The organism is Labilithrix luteola, from assembly GCF_001263205.1.
Classification (GTDB): Bacteria; Myxococcota_A; Polyangia; order Polyangiales; family Polyangiaceae; genus Labilithrix; species Labilithrix luteola.
In genome coordinates this window covers 243,295-261,771 of sequence record NZ_CP012333.1, presented here as the reverse complement: position 1 = coordinate 261,771, position 18,477 = coordinate 243,295, and the positions used below count along the sequence as shown (strand labels likewise).

Annotated in this window: 16 protein-coding genes and 1 pseudogene; 1 reads left to right on the top strand and 16 read right to left on the bottom strand. The window is 65.2% G+C overall.

The window, feature by feature from the left end; translation table 11 throughout:
• Positions 1-23 precede the first annotated feature (23 nt).
• The 3 genes from AKJ09_RS01305 to AKJ09_RS01295 all read right to left on the bottom strand — a co-directional run bounded on the left by AKJ09_RS01305 (position 24) and on the right by AKJ09_RS01295 (position 3,209).
• A complete protein-coding gene (locus AKJ09_RS01305) occupies positions 24-656 on the bottom strand; it encodes an SRPBCC family protein (RefSeq protein ID WP_169927159.1) in 633 nt (210 codons plus the stop codon).
• A 432-nt stretch (positions 657-1,088) separates the two neighbouring features.
• A complete protein-coding gene (locus tag AKJ09_RS01300) occupies positions 1,089-1,853 on the bottom strand; it encodes a malectin domain-containing carbohydrate-binding protein (RefSeq protein WP_146645346.1) in 765 nt (254 codons plus the stop codon).
• Positions 1,854-1,907: 54 nt separating this feature from the next.
• Entirely contained in the window at positions 1,908-3,209 is a 1,302-nt protein-coding gene (locus AKJ09_RS01295) for a GDSL-type esterase/lipase family protein (protein ID WP_146645345.1), read from the bottom strand.
• 352 nt (positions 3,210-3,561) lie between these two features.
• Between AKJ09_RS01295 and AKJ09_RS01290 the strand changes: the two genes are divergently transcribed.
• Positions 3,562-4,008 carry an SRPBCC family protein gene (locus AKJ09_RS01290; RefSeq protein WP_146645344.1) on the top strand — a complete coding sequence of 149 codons (447 nt, stop codon included), beginning with the start codon at positions 3,562-3,564 and terminating at the stop codon, positions 4,006-4,008.
• Positions 4,009-4,072: 64 nt separating this feature from the next.
• On the opposite strand, the gene AKJ09_RS01285 is transcribed toward AKJ09_RS01290, so the two are convergent.
• The 13 genes and pseudogenes from AKJ09_RS01285 to AKJ09_RS01225 form a co-directional block, all read right to left on the bottom strand.
• Entirely contained in the window at positions 4,073-4,705 is a 633-nt protein-coding gene (locus tag AKJ09_RS01285) for an STAS domain-containing protein (protein WP_240488367.1), read from the bottom strand.
• A 19-nt stretch (positions 4,706-4,724) separates the two neighbouring features.
• Complete coding sequence (locus tag AKJ09_RS01280) at positions 4,725-5,282, bottom strand: hypothetical protein (protein ID WP_146645342.1); 558 nt, start codon at positions 5,280-5,282, stop codon at positions 4,725-4,727.
• Positions 5,279-9,103, bottom strand: coding sequence for a non-ribosomal peptide synthetase family protein (locus AKJ09_RS01275; protein ID WP_169927158.1), 3,825 nt, complete (start codon positions 9,101-9,103; stop codon positions 5,279-5,281). Before AKJ09_RS01275 ends, AKJ09_RS01280 begins: the two co-directional genes overlap by 4 nt.
• 604 nt (positions 9,104-9,707) lie before the next feature.
• A pseudogene (locus AKJ09_RS01270) lies at positions 9,708-10,355 on the bottom strand (4'-phosphopantetheinyl transferase family protein); the annotation flags it as partial.
• Positions 10,356-10,800: 445 nt separating this feature from the next.
• The gene (locus AKJ09_RS01265) at positions 10,801-11,202 is read right to left on the bottom strand and encodes a DUF3237 domain-containing protein (RefSeq protein ID WP_169927157.1); all 402 of its coding nucleotides are present in this window, start codon (positions 11,200-11,202) and stop codon (positions 10,801-10,803) included.
• A 131-nt stretch (positions 11,203-11,333) separates the two neighbouring features.
• Positions 11,334-11,786 (bottom strand): DUF3237 domain-containing protein, encoded by a 453-nt coding sequence (locus AKJ09_RS01260; protein WP_146645333.1) that lies wholly within the window; start codon positions 11,784-11,786, stop codon positions 11,334-11,336.
• A gap of 4 nt (positions 11,787-11,790) precedes the next feature.
• Entirely contained in the window at positions 11,791-12,000 is a 210-nt protein-coding gene (locus AKJ09_RS55455; RefSeq protein ID WP_275936599.1) for an SDR family oxidoreductase, read from the bottom strand.
• A 30-nt stretch (positions 12,001-12,030) separates the two neighbouring features.
• The gene (locus tag AKJ09_RS01250; protein ID WP_146645330.1) at positions 12,031-12,987 is read right to left on the bottom strand and encodes a hypothetical protein; all 957 of its coding nucleotides are present in this window, start codon (positions 12,985-12,987) and stop codon (positions 12,031-12,033) included.
• A gap of 57 nt (positions 12,988-13,044) precedes the next feature.
• Positions 13,045-14,124 (bottom strand): 2OG-Fe(II) oxygenase, encoded by a 1,080-nt coding sequence (locus AKJ09_RS01245; protein WP_146645328.1) that lies wholly within the window; start codon positions 14,122-14,124, stop codon positions 13,045-13,047.
• A gap of 78 nt (positions 14,125-14,202) precedes the next feature.
• Entirely contained in the window at positions 14,203-15,255 is a 1,053-nt protein-coding gene (locus AKJ09_RS01240) for a hypothetical protein (protein ID WP_146645326.1), read from the bottom strand.
• 273 nt (positions 15,256-15,528) lie between these two features.
• Positions 15,529-16,044: a hypothetical protein gene (locus AKJ09_RS01235; RefSeq protein WP_146645324.1), complete on the bottom strand. Its 516-nt coding sequence runs from the start codon at positions 16,042-16,044 to the stop codon at positions 15,529-15,531.
• 185 nt (positions 16,045-16,229) lie between these two features.
• Positions 16,230-17,120, bottom strand: a complete 891-nt coding sequence (rarD, locus tag AKJ09_RS01230) for an EamA family transporter RarD (RefSeq protein ID WP_146645321.1) — start codon at positions 17,118-17,120, stop codon at positions 16,230-16,232.
• A gap of 87 nt (positions 17,121-17,207) precedes the next feature.
• Positions 17,208-18,128, bottom strand: coding sequence for an alpha/beta fold hydrolase (locus AKJ09_RS01225; RefSeq protein ID WP_146645319.1), 921 nt, complete (start codon positions 18,126-18,128; stop codon positions 17,208-17,210).
• Positions 18,129-18,477 lie beyond the last annotated feature (349 nt).

Here is an 18,477-nt window from a genome sequence, read left to right as displayed (position 1 = left end):
CTCCATGCATCATTGGAGACGCGTTACTTCTTCTTTGCGAAGTAGGTCTTGAGGTTCGCCGTCTCGAGGACGAGCAGCGACGAGAGTGCCTCGACCGGGAGGTTCGGGTCGAGCGTGACCACGCGCGTGGCGGTGTAGTGGGCTCGCCCGCGGACGTTCTCGAGCTGCAGCACGGAATCGATCTCCACGAAACCGAGGGCCGGCTGCAGCAAGCGATAGCGCATGGTGTGCGTGTGGTTGTCGCGATAGTAGACTTCCTCGTGGATCGTCTCGCCGCCCGAGATGAACTGGAACGACGAGGGCACCTTTTGCGGGCTCCCGCCGTCGACCCACACGAAGTCGCTGGCGCTACCTGGCAGTCCGAGCTCGACGAGGTTCTGGAAGTCGAGGAACGTCGGCCACACCCTCGCCACCGGGCGGTCGAACGTGGCGCTGGTGACGATGCGGTACTGATGCGGGCCGAGCTCGGTGGTGACGAGCTCGACACCGTCGTCGGTGGTCTTGCGCTCGACCACACTCTCGTCGGCGGTCAGGGCCTCCGACGTGGAGGCGACCGACGCCTCGTCGGAGGTGGGCTCGACGGCGCAACCCGCAGCCGCGGCGAGGGAACACAAAAGGGCAATGAGGGTGGGGAGCTTGGCGTTCAAACGAATCATAGGGGCTCTCCTCGATGTGGACGTAGACACGAACGGACCGAGCAGGACGACACTGCGTGGCTGCAGCTCCCCTTCGAGTTCGAATGGGAGTTCGTTCGGGCCTTCCTCGGTGCGCATCGTGCCGAGTCGATACGGAACGCGCAGCAACCTATCCGGCTGAAGCAGCGATTCCGATCAAAATGTCGTTCATCCCAATCGCAATTCGGCGCGTACACCCTTCAACGTGAGTCGAGGTGCGCGTGTCGAACGCGTGCGCAGCGCCGCGAGAAGACGTTTTCCGCGACGAGTTTTTGGAGATTCGACAATCGCTATTGCTTCGAGCACTCGAGCGTGGACGGTCATGGCAATCGAGCGATCGCTTGAGCTCGATGGCAGATTCACGACGACGTCGCACTTTCGTTGCACGACGATCGTCGGGTAAGCGCTGCAGCGTCAGAGCGGTCCGAACAGCTCGAGGGCGGAGAGCTTTCCGTTGTTCACGCTTGCGGGCATACGGATGTCGAGAGTCCCGTCCGTGATGGGGATGTCGAACGAGCGCACGATGGGCAAACCCGCATCGGTGTCCGGATCGGCAAGGCAGCCGCCCGAGACGGCGAAGACGTCGAGGTTCGAAATCACCTTCTGCTCTTCGAGGTAGACGTCGAAGACGCGCGAGCCTTTTCCGCCGCCGCCCGGGCAGTTCTCTCCGAAGTAGATCTCCGCGAAGTAGAGATTCACCCGATACGTGCCGCTGGCGAGGCTGTCGCCGAGGGTGCAAACCAGTGGGTTGCCGAACGCCTCGTTCTCGAAGAGCGGCGCGTCCTGGATGTGCAACGGCCCTCCGGCGGTGTACGCCGACGGACCGCATCCGCCCTTCGGGACGGGCGAGGCCTTCCAGAGACCGGGGTACGTGATGCCCGTGTAATCCGCAGGGGCGCCTACGGCGAGGCGCAGGACGAGCGGCGGCGGCGCGTTCACGTCCGCGTTGGCATCGAAGTCCGACCCGTCGACGTCGCTCGGCATGCGGTCGTTGGTGGCGTCGAGTGCCGGCGCGTCCGATCGACCGGCATCGTCGTCAGGCGGCAGCTCTCCTCCGCGATCGAGACTGGCGCTTCCGACAAAGCCGAGCCCGCACGCCGCGGCCAAGGCGGCCAACGTGACCAACGCGATCAACGCAAATGCCCCTGCCGAGCGTTCCCATCGAGCAAACGCCAACATCCGTGTCTACGGTAGCATGCCCCGGTCCTCGAGGCGTGTGTGCTTCCGCCGGCGTCAGTTCCACCCCACCTTTTCGCTGAGCACGTCGCCGATTTGCTTGGCGATGCGCTGGTGGAATTCGGGCGTGCCGTGGCCGCCACATCCGCGCCGCTCGTCTTCGCTCGCCGTCGGAGGCGCGAAGTTGGCGATCTTGTCGTCCCCTTGCTGGACGTGCTCGCCCACGATGCGTTCGAGTGCAGACCACACGTTCGTACGCGACGCGCGGCCCGGCGGAATGTCCTCGCGGGTGGATGCCGAGAGAACGAGAAGCAGGAACGCGTTCGGATAGTGATTGCGTACGTTCGTCACGAATCCGCGATACGCGCTCGTGAACTCGTCGAACGTCGGCGGTCCGTCGTCGACGGGGAGATGGATGGCGAAGTCGTTGCCGCCGATCTGCACGACCACGACGTCCGGGATCCAGGACCAATCCCACACGCTCGACGCGTCGAGCGGGTTCGTCCGCCCGAAGAGGATCGGCATCGTCTCGCGATCGGTGCTCGTGATGTTCCGCGCCATGCCCTTTCCGGAGTAGGCGGTACCAAACACTTCGGCGCCGAATCGTTCGCCCATCAGGGCTCCGAACGATTCGCGGAAGTTCTCGTAATGCGCGGCCCAATGGATGCCTGGGCAATTCGGCCCGACCGCTGCGCCCTCCACGCCGAAGGCCGCCACCTGCGAATCGCCGATGACCTCGAGCCGGCGGCTCGTCCGCGCACGCGGAGGCGGCGACAGCAGTGTGCCGTCGTGAAAGTCGTAGCCCACGAATCGCGTCACTCCGTTCTGCGCCTCGCTGCGCCTGTAGAGCTCCACGGTGTGTGCGTCGTCGGGCGAGAGGCCCTCTGCGAGAACGTAATCGTGTGAGCCGAGCTGGAGCACGAGCTTGGGCTGGAGGACGCCGTCGATGGCGACGTCCCATTCGCTGGGGCCGCCTTGCATCCAAGGCAGGGCGAGCTCCTCGAGCGTGACGCTGATGCGATCGGTGCCCGTGAACTGCGCGATCACGCGGCAACCCGGCCATGCGCACTTCGGTCCCGCGTCTTCGCGCGTATCGAAGCGGCCGACGAACTGAACCGCCGGTGCGGCCGTGCTCACTTGGTGCGGAGCGCCGCTTTCGTCCGAGGGGGGCGGGGACGCGCCTCCTCCATCATCGCCGTGCGAAGGACCGACACCGCCCGCATCGCTGGGCGCTGGCGAAGTGGGCTCCGAGCTCTCCTGCGAGTCCCCGGAGTGCCCGGTGCACGCGCTGCCTACGGACGTCGCGGTGAGAGCTCCCAGCATGCATCCGAGGGTCGAATGACGGAGAGAGTGCTTCATCGATGCGATAACCTAGGCGGTTCCGAGCTCTCTTCCAGGCGACGGATTTCCACGGCGAAAAGGTGGAGAGAGCGCCGCAGCGATCGACGGATCTCGCAGCCGTTCGCGAGGTCCGAACGATGCGACGCCTGGGGGCGGCGTTCCGGCCGAGGCCCTCGGCCCGCGGCTCGATGCGCGGTCGCGAAAGGCCCCACTCTCCGCGCACCGAGCTGGAGCATCGCGATTTCCTCGACGGCTGCCGTGCAGCGAGAGGCGTCGTCGTTCGCGTCGCGGTTGTTACTCCCAGGAGGAGTTTCGAGTGCCTTAAACCATGCGTGTGTCGTGGCAAGCCACGCTCGAAGGAGGTGCTCGCATGGTGGACATTCTGCACAAAGTCGGAGTCGAAGCTCCGTCGCCGGACCGGGTTTACGACGCGCTCAGCACGATCGACGGTCTCGCCGGCTGGTGGACGACCGACACACGCGGACGGAGCAGCGTCGACGGCGTGATCAAATTCACCTTCGACAGCGGTTTCGTCGACATGAAGGTGCTCGAGCTCCAGCCCGGCAAGCGCGTGCTATGGCTGGCCGTCGACGGACCCGAAGAATGGGTCGGCACGAAAATCAGCTTCGACCTGAAACAAGACGGCGACTACGCCACGGTCCTATTCAAGCATCAGGGATGGAGAGAGCCGACAGAGTTCATGCATCACTGCAGCACGAAGTGGGCGGCATTTCTCATGAGCCTGAAGTCGCTCGTCGAAACCGGTAAGGGCGCCCCTCATCCGAACGACATCCACGTGATCAACAGCAAGCACTGACGGGCTCGATCACGACGATGGAGGTGGATGATACGGCCGCGCGCGGCACGGCCGTATCACGCCCTTACTGGACCGAGAACTCGCTCGTCATGAAGCGCTCGAGCGCAACGCGCAGCGAGCGGTGGACGTCGAGCCCACTGAGGTCGACGCCCATGTGGACGACGGTCTGCGCAATGCTCGGGTTGACGCCCGTGAGCAGGCAGCGTGCGCCGAGGAGTCGAACGGACTTCGTCATGCGCAAGAAGTGATCGGCCGTTGCCGTGTCCATCACCTGGATGCCGGTGATGTCGATGATTGCGCAACGCGCCTTCTTGTCGACGATGGCGTTGAGCAGCTGCTCCGTCATCTCCGCGCTTCGCGTACTATCGAGGACGCCGACGACGGGCAGACATAGGACGCCCTTCCACAGCTCGATGATCGGCGTGGAGAGCTCCTTGATCGCCACGCGCTGCGTCTCGATCATCGCGAGCTTTTCCTCGAGCTCCTTTTGATAGGCGGAGCTGCGACCCTGTTCGACCTCGAGGGACTTCACCATCGAGTTGATCCCGTCGTAGAGGATCGCGATGGGGTCGCCTTCAGGAAGGTCGATTTCGAGCCGCCTCGTGTAATCGCCGAGGGCAACGTCGGCGACGAGAAGCAGCATGTCGGTGATACGCACGAGCATACGCTCGGTCAGATCCTCGGTCGGTTCGCTCATCGACAGTCTCCGTCCGTGACTACTGCCAGTAGCTGGCGAACCAGAGGTCGGCGGAGCTCGGCTTGCTGAGCGACCAGCCGTGGAGCTCCGAGCGGATGACGTTGATGCCCATCTGCTTCATCACGAAGCGGTGGTATCCGATGACGGTGGGAGCCAGGTGCTCGAGCGGCTCCGTGTCCTTGAAGCGGATGACGATGTGGTCGTCGAAGAGGTCGACTTCCATCGCTCCGACCGTCGAGTCGCGCGACCAGAGAGTTGGCACGCGCTTGGCGAAGATGCTCGGCGTGAGGACCTTCATCACGAGCTTCAGGAAGGTGCTCGACGACGCCATTCCCTGGTACTCGCCGCACTTCTCGAGGTGCTCGCGCGCCTTCGCCTCGTCGCCCTTGCCGAGCTTTGCCACGGCGTGGAAGATCTCGGACATCTGCGCCGCCGGTTGCCAGCTAGCCGCTGCTGCGCTCTCGAGCGTCTGCCTCAATGCGGGCGAGAGAGCGGCGATCGCTTGATCCCCGCCTTCTTGACGCAGGTATTCCCCGGCATGCGTAATGGCATAACCGCGTACACTCTTTTCGGTCATCGTTCGTTGGTCCTCGTGGGCGGGGGGACGTGTCCGTGGCGTACCAGGTAATCAAGATACGAAAGCGCCAGCCGCCGCGGCTCCGGTGCTGGTGCCACCCCCATTTCAGTCAGACCAGTGATCGCTTGCTCACAATCCCAACGGACTGGAGCGTAGTAATCCTCGAGCAGATAGCGTGACGTTCCGGGTTCGCGCTGCAGGTGGAAGGGCAGAAACGCCAGCATCGGGGTATCGATGCCTTTCCGCGCAGCGTCGAGAAGACCACTCATGGTGTCTTCGTACGAAACCGTCTCTACGGCATAGCCGTATTCCTTCACAAGCCCAATGAGCTCGAGCCAGAAGATCGGGCGCGAATTGGTAATATGTAGTGTGGCGCCGTGCGCACCCCGCCACCGCGACAAGCCCACGATCGCGCGCGCCGCGAAGTCCACCGGCGTGAGGCGAAGATCGATGTCCAGGTTGTCGGCGAAACCGAGCTGCATCATGCTGCGGATCGCGCTGTAGGTGTAGTCGTCGGGGTTGCAGTCTCCCGACTCGCTGTGGCCCGCGATGGCACCGAGGCGATAGATGGTGGCAGGAATGCCGCGCGCCATCGCTTCGGCGACCATGTGCTCGGCCACACACTTGCTCTGCATGTAGCCGTTCGGCAGCATCTCGAGCGGACCGGCAGGCGTGTTCTCGCGAACGACGCCAGCGTCCTTGTGGCGGAACGGATGGACGGTGGCAAGCGACGAGATGAAGTGGACCGGCTTGCGACGACCCTGTGAGGCAAGCCGCAGGATCTCGTGCGTGCCTCGTACGTTCGCCGGCTTCATCGCCGCGTAGCCGCGTACGTGATCGACCTTCGCGCCGTTGTGATAGATGGTGTCGATCGTCGACGCGAGATGGTCGAACGTGGCGTCGCCGAGTCCAAGCCGTTCGGCGGCGAGCTCGCCGAGCACCGGGAGCACGCGGGTGCTCAGCGCGTCGGTCGGCAAGGAATACGCGGCGAGGCTCTCGCGGAGACGGCGCATGGCATCCGCCGCGTCGCGTGCGCGAACGAGGCAATGGATCTTGGCCGTGGTCGTCGAGAGGAGCTCGTGGAGCAAGTACGCGCCGACGAAGCCTGTCGCGCCGGTGAGGAGGATCTGCGAGGGCTCGGAGCGGTCGCCGCCCGTGACCGAGCGCCCGGTGATCTCCGGTGCGAGGGCTGCCTCTTCGGCGAGAACGAGCTCCGGCGAGTAGCAGAGGTCTTCCGTCTGCGACGCACCGCGCCGGCCTTCGATGAGGGCGGCGAGTCGGGCGACCGTCGGGGCCTCGAAGACGATGTGCATCGGCAGCTCGAAACCGATGGCCTCGACGACGCGCAGCATCAGCGACGGGACCATGATCGAGTCGCCGCCGAGCTCGAAGAAGTCGTCGTGGATGCCGACGCTCGGGACCTTGAGGACCGCAGCCCAGATGCGTGCGAGATCGCGCTCGAGCGCATTGCGCGGCGGGTCCTTCACTTCTTCCGGCTCGGTGCGTTCGAGCGGGATGTTCGCGAGGGCTGCGCGATCGACCTTGCCGCTCGGGGCGAGCGGAAGCGCCTTCAGACAGACGATCTCCGCGGGCACCATGTAGTTCGGGAGCCGCGCGAGAAGCGCCGAGCGCAGCGTGGTCGGCAGCGCCTTTCCATCAGCGGCCTGCTCCTCCATCGAGGTCTTCGCGTTCGGCACCACGTACGCGACGAGCCGGCGACTGCCACCCGCGCCGTCGCTGCGCGCGATGACGGCCACGTCGGCCACGTCGGTATGTTCGCGGATGGCCGATTCGACTTCGCCGAGCTCGATGCGGAATCCGCGGATCTTCACCTGTGCGTCCGCGCGACCGAGGAACTCGAGGTTGCCGTCCGGTCGCCAGCGCACGAGGTCGCCCGAGCGGTACATCCGCGCCTCGGGCTCCTTGGGCTCGAACGCGTCCGTGTGGAAGCGCTCGGCGGTGAGATCGGGACGATTCAGATAGCCGCGCCCCACACCCGCGCCGCCGATATAGAGCTCACCGACCACACCGACCGGCACGAGGTTTCGGTTCTCGTCGAGGACGTGCACGCGCACGTTCGCCAGCGGTCGTCCGATCGGCGGCGTGCCGCCCGGCGTGCACACCGCGAGCGTCGCGCACACCGTGCATTCGGTCGGGCCGTAGGCATTGACGAAGCGGCGGCCTTTGCCGAAACGCTCGACGAGCTCGGCCGAGCAAGCTTCGCCCGCGACGATGAGGGTATCGACGCTCGAGAGGAGGTCGAGCGGGATGTCGGGCAGGATCGAGGGAATGAGGGTGATGAAGGAGATGAGCTGGCTCTGAATCAACCGACCGAGGTCAGGGCCGAGCGGCGCGCGTCCGGGCGGCAACAGGCAAAGCGTGGCGCCGACGGTCAGCGTCGTTGCGAGCTCCCAGATGCCGGCGTCGAAGCTGAGCGCGGAGAACTGAAGAACGCGCGCGTTCTCGGTCATTCCGAGCGCGATGCGCTGGGCCTCCGCGAGATGAACGAGGTTGCGATGCTCGGTCATCGCGCCCTTCGGCTGCCCGGTGGAGCCGGACGTGTAAATCACGTACGCGAGGTTCCGAGGTCCCGTCGTGTTCTCCGGAGCCGTCGCGGGCTTCTGCGCGATCGCGTCGGCGTCCGCATCGACTCGCACGACGTTCGGGATGCCCGAAAGGAGCCCCTCGAGATGAGCTTGCGTGACGAGCGTCTTCGGCGCCGCGTCGGACACCATGAACGCGAGACGCGACGCGGGATACGTCGGGTCGAGCGGAAGATACGCACCGCCGGCCTTGAGCACGCCGAGCAGCGCGACGATCAAGTCGGACGAGCGATCCATGCACACGGCGACGAGGACCTCGGGGCCGACGCCCATGTCGCGCAGGTGGTGGGCGAGCCGATTCGCACGCGCGTCGAGCTCGCCGTAGGTGAGGCTTTGGCCCGACGGCTCGGTGACGGCGATTCGGTCAGGAGCGCGCGAGGCCTGAGCTGCGAAGAGCTCGTGGAACGTGGGCGCAGTGGGGCTCGGCCCCGACGTGTGATTCCAGTCCGTGAGCTGGCGGAGATCCGCCGGCGTCAGCATGTCGAGCGCTTCGACCTCGCAGTCCGGTGTCTTGGTCGCGGCGGAGAGGAGCGCGACGAAGTGATGGAAGAGACGCTCGATCGTCGCGCCATCGAAGAGGTCCGACGCGTAGTCGATTCGGCCGAGGAGTGCCTCGGGGGTGTCCGCATAGCCGACGACGAGATCCAGGCCAGAGTGCGCAGCGGCATGGGATTGGCCGCCCGCCGGCTCCTGCGCGACTGCAAGCTGGACCAGGGGGTGATGGCCCGCTGCTCGCTCGACCCCGAGCGCTTCGACGATACGTTCGAACGGCGCGTCGTGCAGAGCCGCCTCGAGGCTTACCGCGCGTACGCGACGAAGAAGCTCGAGGAAACGCGGTCGGTCGCCGAGGTGGAGGCGCACGGGGAGCACGTTCCCGGCGCTCGTGGGGGTCGAGAGGCCGACAACCAGGTCGTCCTGCCGCGTGTAGCGGTGGAGGAGCGCCGCGAAGCCGGCGGTGAGGACCATCGAAAGCGTCGCCTCGTGCGCAACGCCGAGCGCGCGCAGAGCATCGGTCAGGGCAGTGTCGATGCGGAAGTCGTACGAGCCGCGGAGAGCGCTCTGAGTCGCCGGACGCGGATGCGCCACAGGGAGTGAAAGCAGCGGCGGCGCGCCTGTCAGCTGCTCTCTCCACCACGTTGCGAGCTCTGCGAGCGACCCCCCGGCGGAAGTCTCCGAGGTAGGGATACTCGCGTGCTCTCGTACGTTCGACTCGCTCATCGTTCCTCGTGCTCTTGGGAGATCGCGTGCGCGCCCTGTCAAAAATGACGGCGACGTGATGGCGCCAGGCCACCGGACGCTCCGGTGACCCGTTCCCCCCGAATTCGAAGAACTCTGCGACGGCCTTGGTGCCAATCGCGCTCGCATCCCGTCCGTCGCTCGCAAATTGCGCGGGCTCCGACAGTTCATTCATTCGTCGTGACGGCAGATGCTCCGCAAATGCGAAATTTGCGTCAAAAATCGCGATTCGGAATATCCAAGAAAGCAGCCCGTGCAGACTGCCGACGTGACAATCCAGTTTCTTTTCGCGATCCCCAGATCCTCTTGACGGAGGATGGATCGCGCGAATCCTGGAATTCTCAGATGCGGCAATTTGTCATAAGACGAGCGGGCGGTCGATAAAATTGATCGATCTCGAGGTGCAGCTCGCCGCCGAGTACGGACAACCTTGGATGGCTTTCGACCGATGACGATGGCGAGCCCGGGAAACTCGGGGGATGTTCCGGACGAGCTATATCGATCGGGACTATACCCACGATGGGCGATGCCAATCGTAGGTGAACGCGAAGCCGCGTGAGTCGTGCCGCCTGACACAGACGGCGAGCAGGTGGTCGTTCGTCGGAACGTGTTGCTCGAACTGCCAGTGGTCGCCGTGATCGTCCAGTCGCGGATCGAACTCGATGCGCGGAGAACGGCCATTTTCCAGGACGAACGCGAACTGATCGAGCGGTAGCGCGAGGCCCAGGCCGCGCGCCTTGATGTAGCTTTCCTTCAACGTCCAGTAGTCGAAGAATCTTCGCGAACGTTCGGTGACCGGCAGGCCGCGTAGCGAGGCGACCTCCGTGGGAGCGAAGAACCGATCGGCAGCATCGAGGGGGGCAAAACCCGTCTTGCGCTCGACGTCGACCCCCACGTCGACACGGCGGCACACGGCGCAGGCGACGAGCCCATGGGTATTGGACAGGTTGAATCGCAGCGTCGAAATCCCGGTGATTTCTGGTCTTCCGTATTTGCCAGTCGCGAACCGCCAGGCTTCCGGCGCGGTGGGCTCGTAATCCGAGAGAACCGTCCGGACGAGCCAGTGGGTTGCCAGGTAGATGGCTCGATCGCGCTCCAAGCGATAGCGCGCGAACCGCTCGAGCTCATCCGTCGAGAGGATGGCTAGCGCGCGCGCACGACACCCGTCGTCCGCCTGAAAATAGGCAGGATCGGCAAGATGAACGTGGACCTCGTGGTTCGAGAGGGCTCGCAAGCGACGAAACGTGGGGCGTTCTCGGCACCTCGACGAATCGTTCGGGGCCGGCCCTCATCGGCTTCGGTCGTCATATCCATTTAAATCGTCGCTCGAGCAACGCCCGCTTTTGTCATGTCGAGATACGTGTCGTCTCGAGGGCGCGATGGCAACGCCAGTCGAGCTCAGGCGCGTTGTGCCGAGCGTATAACGGTATCCTCCCTCAGTAGGATATGGGGCGTGTCATCCGGATTCGACCCGGCTCCGACAAAGGTATATCCTCCCCAAGTAGGATATGGGCGGCCATCGTTGTGATTGGCGCTTCCAGGGCGGCATATCCTCCCGCGGTAGGGTATGCGAATTCGGCGTCCGCTCGTGATGGCCCATCCCTCCTGGCTAGGATTGGCGGAGATACCTCGAGCGCTCCGTGACGGACGAAGCTCAGCCGGGGTACGCACGCGCGGTATCAGAGGATCTCCTCGATGACGTGGACGGGCCCATCCGGACCAATCTCGCCGACACCGACGGCGAGCAGGCGATTCAAGAAGGCATACTTGAGCGAGGCGGTCTCGAAGCGCGGGAGCGTGCGAAAGTAGTGATTGGCGTCGTCGCGGATGCCGGTGAAGGTCATGTCGATCAATGCTCCGTCGTCGGTCTGGAGCGTGACGTGCAGGTCGAGCCGCAGGACGCCGTCGGCGCCTTTGGTGACCCAGTCCGCACCGCCGGAGAGCACTTTGCCGCGCAGGCGCTCGCCCTCGAACGTGCCGTCGACGACGGGGAAGATCGAGAGCTGACCGGTGGGCGTGTCGCCGACGTTCAGCGTGGGTGAGGTCGAGAGACGAAGCTGCATGAGAGGACGGGAGTTCACGGTTGGATTCCTCGTTTGGGATACAGGCGGTACGGCCTGCGGCGTGCTCGACGCCGGCGTCCTCGCGCAGCCGCCGAGCGCGAGTGTGGCGATGGCTTTCAACGTGTCGCGACGAGAAGCGGCCATGCGCTTCAGAGGATCTCGTGGACCGTGTAGATCGGTCCGTCGGGCCGCCGGTCACCCGTGGCCACCGCGAGGAGGCGATTCAGGAAGGCGTACTTCGGTGCGCCAGTCGTGAATCTCGGCGTGGTCCGGAAGTAGTAGCTCGCTGGGTCGACTGTCTCGCCGCGCGCGAGGGCTGCCATGACCTCCGGCGGTCCATGGCGCAGACCGAACGACGTGAGCGTGATGAGCGCCCCATCGTCGGTCTCGAGCGTGACGTGGAGGTCCATCTCGAGGACGCCATCCGAGCGGAGACGCTGCCAATCCGTACTGCCGCCGGGAAGCACCTTGCCCCGCAGGCGCGGGCCTTCGAATCGACCTCCGGTGATCGGAGCCGTCCGTCGCGTGCCGGTGGGAACGGCGCCGATCGTTTGGATTGGAGCCACGCCCACCTGCAAGGTCATGAGCAGCCGCGAGTTCATGGCTTCAAGCTTGACCCGCGTGCCAGCCACCGTCGACGTCGATGACCTCGCCGGTGACGAACGGCGCCGATTCGAGGAATAGGACCGCATTGGCGATGTCTTCGATCGCTCCGATGCGACCCATCGGGTGTGTATGGGCGACGAAGTCGTGGCTCTCCGCTGCGTGTATCGGCGTGTCGATGAGCCTGCGGAACGCGCGTCGCGGACCGCACACTCTTCCGCGGCGCGGAAGAATGGCGAGCGGTCAGAGGGCGTACTTGGTGGCCAGCGACGTCTCGACGTCGACGGCTTCCGTGTCCGAGACGGTGCCTTGCACGACCACGATTTCGGCGATGGATCCGACGAGGAAGCGTGAGTAGACCGAGTTCGGTTCCTGCGCCCCGCCGAAGGCAAGCGGACGGTCCGTCGGAATCGGCGCGTAGGGCATCTCGGCGGAGGTCGAGGCGCCGTTGACGCGGATCTCGAGCTTCGCGCTTCCGTTGCTTCCGGCCGTGCGGCGAAGCGCGTAGACGCGGAACGCGCCGTCCGCCGTGTTCGCGGTCGTGGACGACATCACGATGCCGCTCGCATCGAGCGTGGCGCCGACGGCAGGATTGTCTTGCCGTCCGGCATAGAGCGCGTAGCCGCGGGACATGCTCGACCAACGCGAGAAGAAGAACCGGTCGTTCGGTCCGAGCGTGGAGTACGCGGCAACCACCGCGATGTAGAAGTCTTCGTTCACCCCGAAGTCCGGCGACTTGTCGCCGAGCACCCATGCGTCGTTGTCGAAGACAATCGCCGGAAGACCGTTCACCTGATCTTTTCCGAGCTGGATCGTGCCGCCGCCGGTTCCGGCGACGTGACCATTGGCCGCGTTGCCGGATTGATCGTTCCACGAGATGATGCTCACGCCGTCGCCGGCGGTGAAGGCCCCTTTCCCCGCATCCAGCCAGACGCGCAGCTTCGCGCCGAAGATGTCGAGCGGCGTGCGCCCGGCGTTCGGAACGTTGCCGTCGCCCGATGGGCCGTCCTTTTTGCCTCCGCCACCGTCGGACTTGGGGCCGCCCGGCGTGGTCCCATCGCCGTCATCGCCGCCCGCCGAGCCGTCTGCGCCTTGCAGGGAGCCGCCGTCCTTGAGCGACCGGTCGAAGTCCGCGCCGAGCAGTGCTTCACATCCTGCCGTCAGAAGCAGGAGCGCGAGGACGAAAGGAGGGCGGCGCACGCCTCATTTCTAGCACTCGGGCGAGAGCTCTTCCATATCGAGCACGCGCGGATGCCCTCACGCCGTCGTTCCTTTGGCGACGAGCAATCGGCGCAGGATGGCAACCGTCGTCTCCTCGTCGGCTCCGGCGGGAAGCTGCTTTCGCGCGAGGGAAACGCTGCGTCCGCGGCCCTTCTCGACGAAGAGACCGAGGGCTTCGCTCGGACCGACCTCGGGGCCGCGCAACTGGAAGCCGATCGTGAGGGGCGATCCGTCGTGCCGTGCGCGTGCAAGGACGTCGAGCGTTTCGCCGCGTCGGATTCGGATCGGCCCGACGAACTCGCAGCCCGCTGCCTCGACGAGGAAGCGGAGGTTCGACGACAGAATTCGCGAGAGATAGAATGCTCCCCAATAGAGCTCTTCGGGCGACTGATCGGCCGTGGCCGACGAATCGACCAGCGCCTGGGCGACGGCGATGATGGGCTCCTCGGAGAGGAGGAACGTCGGCCGATCGGCTTCGGGTGCGCGCGCCTTCGCTCTCCGCGGCTCCTCACCGTACGTGAGCCAGCACTGTAGCGAGAGGCGCGCGTCATGCACGTCCTTCGAATCGACACGCACCCGCGTGACGCGATGGAGCGTCTTGCTCGGAAAGACGACGAGCCGATTGTGGCGGAAGCGAACCGTGGTTTCTTCTCCGCCGTACGCGAGCACGAGGTCACCTCCGCGTACCTTCTCGGGGCGAGACGCAAGGAACACGATGGCCGTGAGGTTGACGCCCGCGCCCTCGTCTTCGTGGAAGTCGTAGTGGTCGCCGGTCATGTAGGCCGACACCTGGAGATGCGGCGCGCGGCAATTCGGAATGATCTGGAAGAGCGGCTCGCGCGCGTTTGCGAACGCCTCCAGCATCGGCGGCGACCAGAACCGATCGCGAAAGAGGCGCAGCGTCTTGGATGGATCGTGGATCCACACCGCCTTGTTCTTCCGCCGCTCGTTCTCGAAGAACACCGACTGGCCGTCGTGACCGACATCTCGAACGAGCCCCGGTTTCATCTTCCGCTCGAGGGAACGTACTTCTCGGAAGATCACCTCGAGTGCGGCCGGCGGAAAGAAGTCGTCCACCACGAGGTGAGCGCGCGGCCTGTCACGTTCGATCGGCATGGCCACCGTTCGCACATCGACCGGCGTGGTGCAACCGTGCGCGCGTCTGCAGGCGCCACGTTGATGCGCGCGTGGCGCTCAGTCGGTACAGGCGGAGGCCGCGGGGACCACGCACTTGCCGAGCTCGCAAACCGCGGGATAGAAGCAGCTCGGTCCGCCGCCGGTGACCCGGCAATCGTCACCTTCGGCGAGCGGCGGCACGCACTCGCCGTAGGCGTCGCACGTAGCGCCGGCCGCGCAGACGTCGGAGTACGGATTGCACCTGTTGCCGATGGCCACCACCTTCGCTGCCTCACACTGCATGAGGAGCGGATTGCAGACGACGCCGTTCACGTGATCGCAGAGATCGGGCGAGGAGGGGCTGTCAGCGCAGCGCGTGCCCGCCGGGTCCCCTTGCACGCATCGGCTCTTGTCGGGGTCGCAGACGAGCCCCTGCGCACAAGGGTCTCGCGGACTACAGTACGCGCCCTTCGCCGCCGGTTTCGTGCACGTACCGGCGCAGACGAGCCCGACCGCGCAAACGGCGTCGGCGCTGCACGCCGTGCCTTCTTTCGATGGCTCGTCGCAGGAACCGCACGCGCCGAACGAAGCCTTCTTGCAGAGGCCGGTGGCGCACTGTTCGTCGTGTGCACAGGTAGCGCCCTTCGCGAGGGTTCCCTCCAACGTGCAGCTCGCTGGGAGGGTGCGCGTCGAGAGATCGTCGCACGAGACGGAGGCGAAGGCCTTCGCGCAGGTATCGAGATCCGCAGGCTTCATCGCAACGCCCGGCTCCGTGAAGCGGTCGGTGCATCCGAGAGACTGACGCTCCTCGCACGTCTCCTCGTTGCCCCAGGCGTATTCGAAGAGGAAGTCACTGCAGCTCTTCAGCTTGGCACACCGCGCCTTTGCGTACGCTTTGCACGCCGCGTCGGGCGTCATGGCTGCAGCCGCTGCCTCTCCGGTCGGAGAGGTGGACGATCCGTCCTGGACGACGTTCGTGGTGCCACCGTCTGCTGCGACCTGCCCATCGCTGTCCGAACTCGCGCAGGCGGACACTCCGAACGCGATGGCGGTCGCGACGAATGCGAGGCCGACGAAGAGCACACCACACCGACCCGGTCGCGCTGCGCGCGCCGCTTCTCGAAGCATCATGGAAACCTCACGATTCAAGGGCCGAGCTCGAGCTCGTACGATCAGTGAGTGCGAGTGAGGCTGCTTCGTTTGGAGAAATAGTTCGCGGGGCGCGACGAATGTTCGACCGCGCCAAGATCACCCGCGTCTACAGCGCAACTCAGTTGCGCTGCTTCAATCATCAAACGGAGTTCGCGACAGAACTGTGCAAAGGACCGAGGATTTCGGGGCCCTCGCCCGTCGTGGGCCCCGAAATTCTCTGTCCGTGCAAGTGGTCGCCGCAGTAAACCCGGCTTAGCGGGTCAGTCGTTGCTGCCGCTCCGCCTCGGTCATGAGGTGCCCGGCCCACCAGATTTCGCCCGAGGCACAGGCTTCCGGGATTGGCTCCGTGACATTCGTTGGCGTTTCGGCGCGCGCGCCGCTCGCTGGCGGAACCCGGTTGTCGCCACCTCCGCCCATCGCGATCTCGTCTCCGACATAGGCGGTGTTGCCGCTGTAGCCGTCCGTGATCTTGATCCGGCCGTCGCTGGTGCGCTCGATGCGGCTGTCATGGTGCCAGATGACGAACGCCCCGTTCTCGCCGCCGACGCGGAGGCACCCGTTCCCGTCGATGACCAATCGACCTTGAGCCAGCGCCTCGAGCTCCCGATCGCTTCGCACGTTCTTCCGCACGAAGACAGGCAATGCCTCCGAATGCGTCGTTGGTGACTGGGCGTGTGCAGAGCCGGCTCCTTCGCGCATCGCTCCAGTGTCTTGCGAGCATGCAGCGATTCCGATCGCGCCGAGGAGGAAGAAAAGCTTGGAAGACATGTGCTCATCGTACTTCGACGGCCACCCCTGCGACCAGAGGCCACGCGCTTCCCGCCGCCGCGACGAAGCTCGACCGATCGCTGCACGAGGAGTTCGACGCTGTTCGGATATGCAGAGATCGGCAAACACCGATGGATCGGTGCTGCGATTTTCAACGTTGTCTGCCTATCCGAACGGCATGACGCCTAACGGGCGATCGTTCGTTCGAGGGCCCGCGTGCGCACGACTCCGTCCGCTGCGAAGATCCCGAGAGCCGACCAGACGAGGAGAAAGCCAATCCAGCGCGACGGAGGCATGGCCTCGTGGAACGCAAGTACACCGCACAGGAATTGCAGCGTCGGCGAGATGTACTGGAGCGGGCCGAGCATGCTGAGCGGCATCCGGTTGGCGGAGCCCGCGAAGAGCAAGAGGGGCACGGCCGTCACGATGCCCGACGACACGAGCAGCGCGGTCGTGGTCCAAGAACCGTGGCCGAACACGCCCGTGCCGTTGGCCTCGAGCGACGCGAGATAGCCGACGGCGGGAGCGAACAAGAGCGCGGTCTCGACGGCGAGCCCTTCGACGGCGCCGACGCCCGCGCGCTTCTTCAGCAGGCCGTAGCCGCCGAACGTGAGCGCGAGCACGATCGCGATCCAAGGCGGCTGACCGTAGTCGATCGTCAAGATGGCGACGGCGAGTCCGGCGAGGCCAATCGCGATCCACTGCGGGCGCCGCAGGTGCTCGCGCAGCACGACGACGCCGAGCAGCATCGTCACCAAGGGGTTGATGAAGTAGCCGAGCGACGTCTCGAGGACGTGGCCGTGATTGACGGCCCAGATGTAAACGCCCCAGTTGAGCGCGATGAAGCACGAGGCGGCCGCGAGCGTGCGGATGCGTCCTTTGTCGAGGCTGCGCAGCTTCGCGAGCCCACCCGAACGCACGAGAAGGAACCCGACGAAGAGCAGCGACCAAGTGATCCGGTGCGCGAGGATCTCGATGGCCTTCGCGGGACGCAGCAAGGGCCAATAGAGCGGAAAGATCCCCCAGAGAACGTAGGCACTGACGCCCATCAGGACGCCCCGTCGCTGCTCGGACACACGCGCACTCTACACGTACGGAGGAAATGTGCCGCCGTATCGCACGTGGCTGGCGTGTCCGGCGCTCGACGGCCGAGCTTGTCGCCGTCAGGAAGGCTTCGCGTCCACCTTCCGGTCGAGGAAGTCGCGTATGAGCGGGATCATCTCGTCCGCCCTGTCCTCGAGCGCGAAGTGTCCCGAGTCGATCAGGTGGAACTCGACGTCAGGCAGGTCACGCTTGAAGGCGAAGGCGCCGTCTGCCGGGAAGATCGAGTCGTTCTTGCCCCAGACGATGATCGCCGGTGGATGGTACTTGCGGAAGTACGCCTGGATGGCCGGATAGATCGGCAGGTTCGTGCGGTAGTCGTAAAGGAGATCGAGCTGGATGTCCGCGTTGCCCGGGCGGTCGAGGAGCGCTTGATCGTGAATCCAGTTGTCGGGGGCGATGCGGCTCGGGTCGGAGACGCCGTCCGTGTACTGGAACTTCGTGATCTCCGGGCTCACGAGTTTGGAGAGTGCGCGGCGACGCTCGCTCGAGCCGTCGGCCCAGTAGGCCTTGAGCGGCTCCCAGAACTCTTTGAGACCTTCCTCGTAGGCATTGCCGTTCTGGACGATGAGGCCGGTGATGCGCTCTGGATGCTTCAGTGCGAGCCGCCAGCCGACGGGCGCTCCGTAATCCATCACGTACATCGCGTAGCGCTTGACCCCGAGCTGATCGAGCAGCCCATCGATCAAGTTCGCGAAGTGGTCGAACGTGTACGCGAACTGGTCTCGCTCGGGCATGTCGCTCTGCCCGTAGCCGGGGTAGTCGGGCGCGATCACCCGGTAGCGGTCCGCGAGGGCGGGGATCAGATTGCGGAACATATGAGATGACGTCGGAAAGCCGTGCAGGAGGACGACGGTCGGGCCGTCGATCGGTCCGGCTTCGCGGTAGAAGATCGTCACGCCCTCGACGGTGGCCGTGCGGTAGTGCGTGACCCGAGCCGAGGTCGAGCCGCGCGTCGAGATGGGACCGGCGGAAACGCTCATGGCATTTCTCCTTGTTCTCGATGGTCGATGTGGAACGCCAACGAAGCATCGCCGTGGCCTAAAACCAGGGAGCTGCGCGACATGCCGCAATGCAACGGAGGTGCCGATGCCAACCTCCCATCGCACATTCGGCGCCGAACGCTCGGGCAGAAAGCACGACCGTCCGGGCTTTTGGGGTGGGCCGTCACAAAATTGTCGTCGGCCATCAAAACCTAGAGCGGTAGCGATCATACGGCTCATGTGAACGTGCCTTCGTCGGCTCTGCACATGAGGCCTCGCTGGCCGATGATGGTTGCGGGGAAGCCCTCAGCTCATCGGCGCCGGGCGAGGCGGTCATCCTCGCGCTTCG

Bases quoted from the DNA above. Each gene is read 5' to 3' on its own strand.
- AKJ09_RS01305 (WP_169927159.1), bottom strand. From the start codon at position 656: ATGATTCGTTTGAACGCCAAGCTCCCCACCCTCATTGCCCTTTTGTGT.
- AKJ09_RS01300 (WP_146645346.1), bottom strand. From the start codon at position 1,853: ATGTTGGCGTTTGCTCGATGGGAACGCTCGGCAGGGGCATTTGCGTTG.
- AKJ09_RS01295 (WP_146645345.1), bottom strand. From the start codon at position 3,209: ATGAAGCACTCTCTCCGTCATTCGACCCTCGGATGCATGCTGGGAGCT.
- AKJ09_RS01290 (WP_146645344.1), top strand. From the start codon at position 3,562: ATGGTGGACATTCTGCACAAAGTCGGAGTCGAAGCTCCGTCGCCGGAC.
- AKJ09_RS01285 (WP_240488367.1), bottom strand. From the start codon at position 4,705: ATGAGCGAACCGACCGAGGATCTGACCGAGCGTATGCTCGTGCGTATC.
- AKJ09_RS01280 (WP_146645342.1), bottom strand. From the start codon at position 5,282: ATGACCGAAAAGAGTGTACGCGGTTATGCCATTACGCATGCCGGGGAA.
- AKJ09_RS01275 (WP_169927158.1), bottom strand. From the start codon at position 9,103: ATGAGCGAGTCGAACGTACGAGAGCACGCGAGTATCCCTACCTCGGAG.
- AKJ09_RS01260 (WP_146645333.1), bottom strand. From the start codon at position 11,786: ATGAACTCGCGGCTGCTCATGACCTTGCAGGTGGGCGTGGCTCCAATC.
- AKJ09_RS01245 (WP_146645328.1), bottom strand. From the start codon at position 14,124: ATGCCGATCGAACGTGACAGGCCGCGCGCTCACCTCGTGGTGGACGAC.
- AKJ09_RS01240 (WP_146645326.1), bottom strand. From the start codon at position 15,255: ATGATGCTTCGAGAAGCGGCGCGCGCAGCGCGACCGGGTCGGTGTGGT.
- AKJ09_RS01235 (WP_146645324.1), bottom strand. From the start codon at position 16,044: ATGTCTTCCAAGCTTTTCTTCCTCCTCGGCGCGATCGGAATCGCTGCA.
- AKJ09_RS01225 (WP_146645319.1), bottom strand. From the start codon at position 18,128: ATGAGCGTTTCCGCCGGTCCCATCTCGACGCGCGGCTCGACCTCGGCT.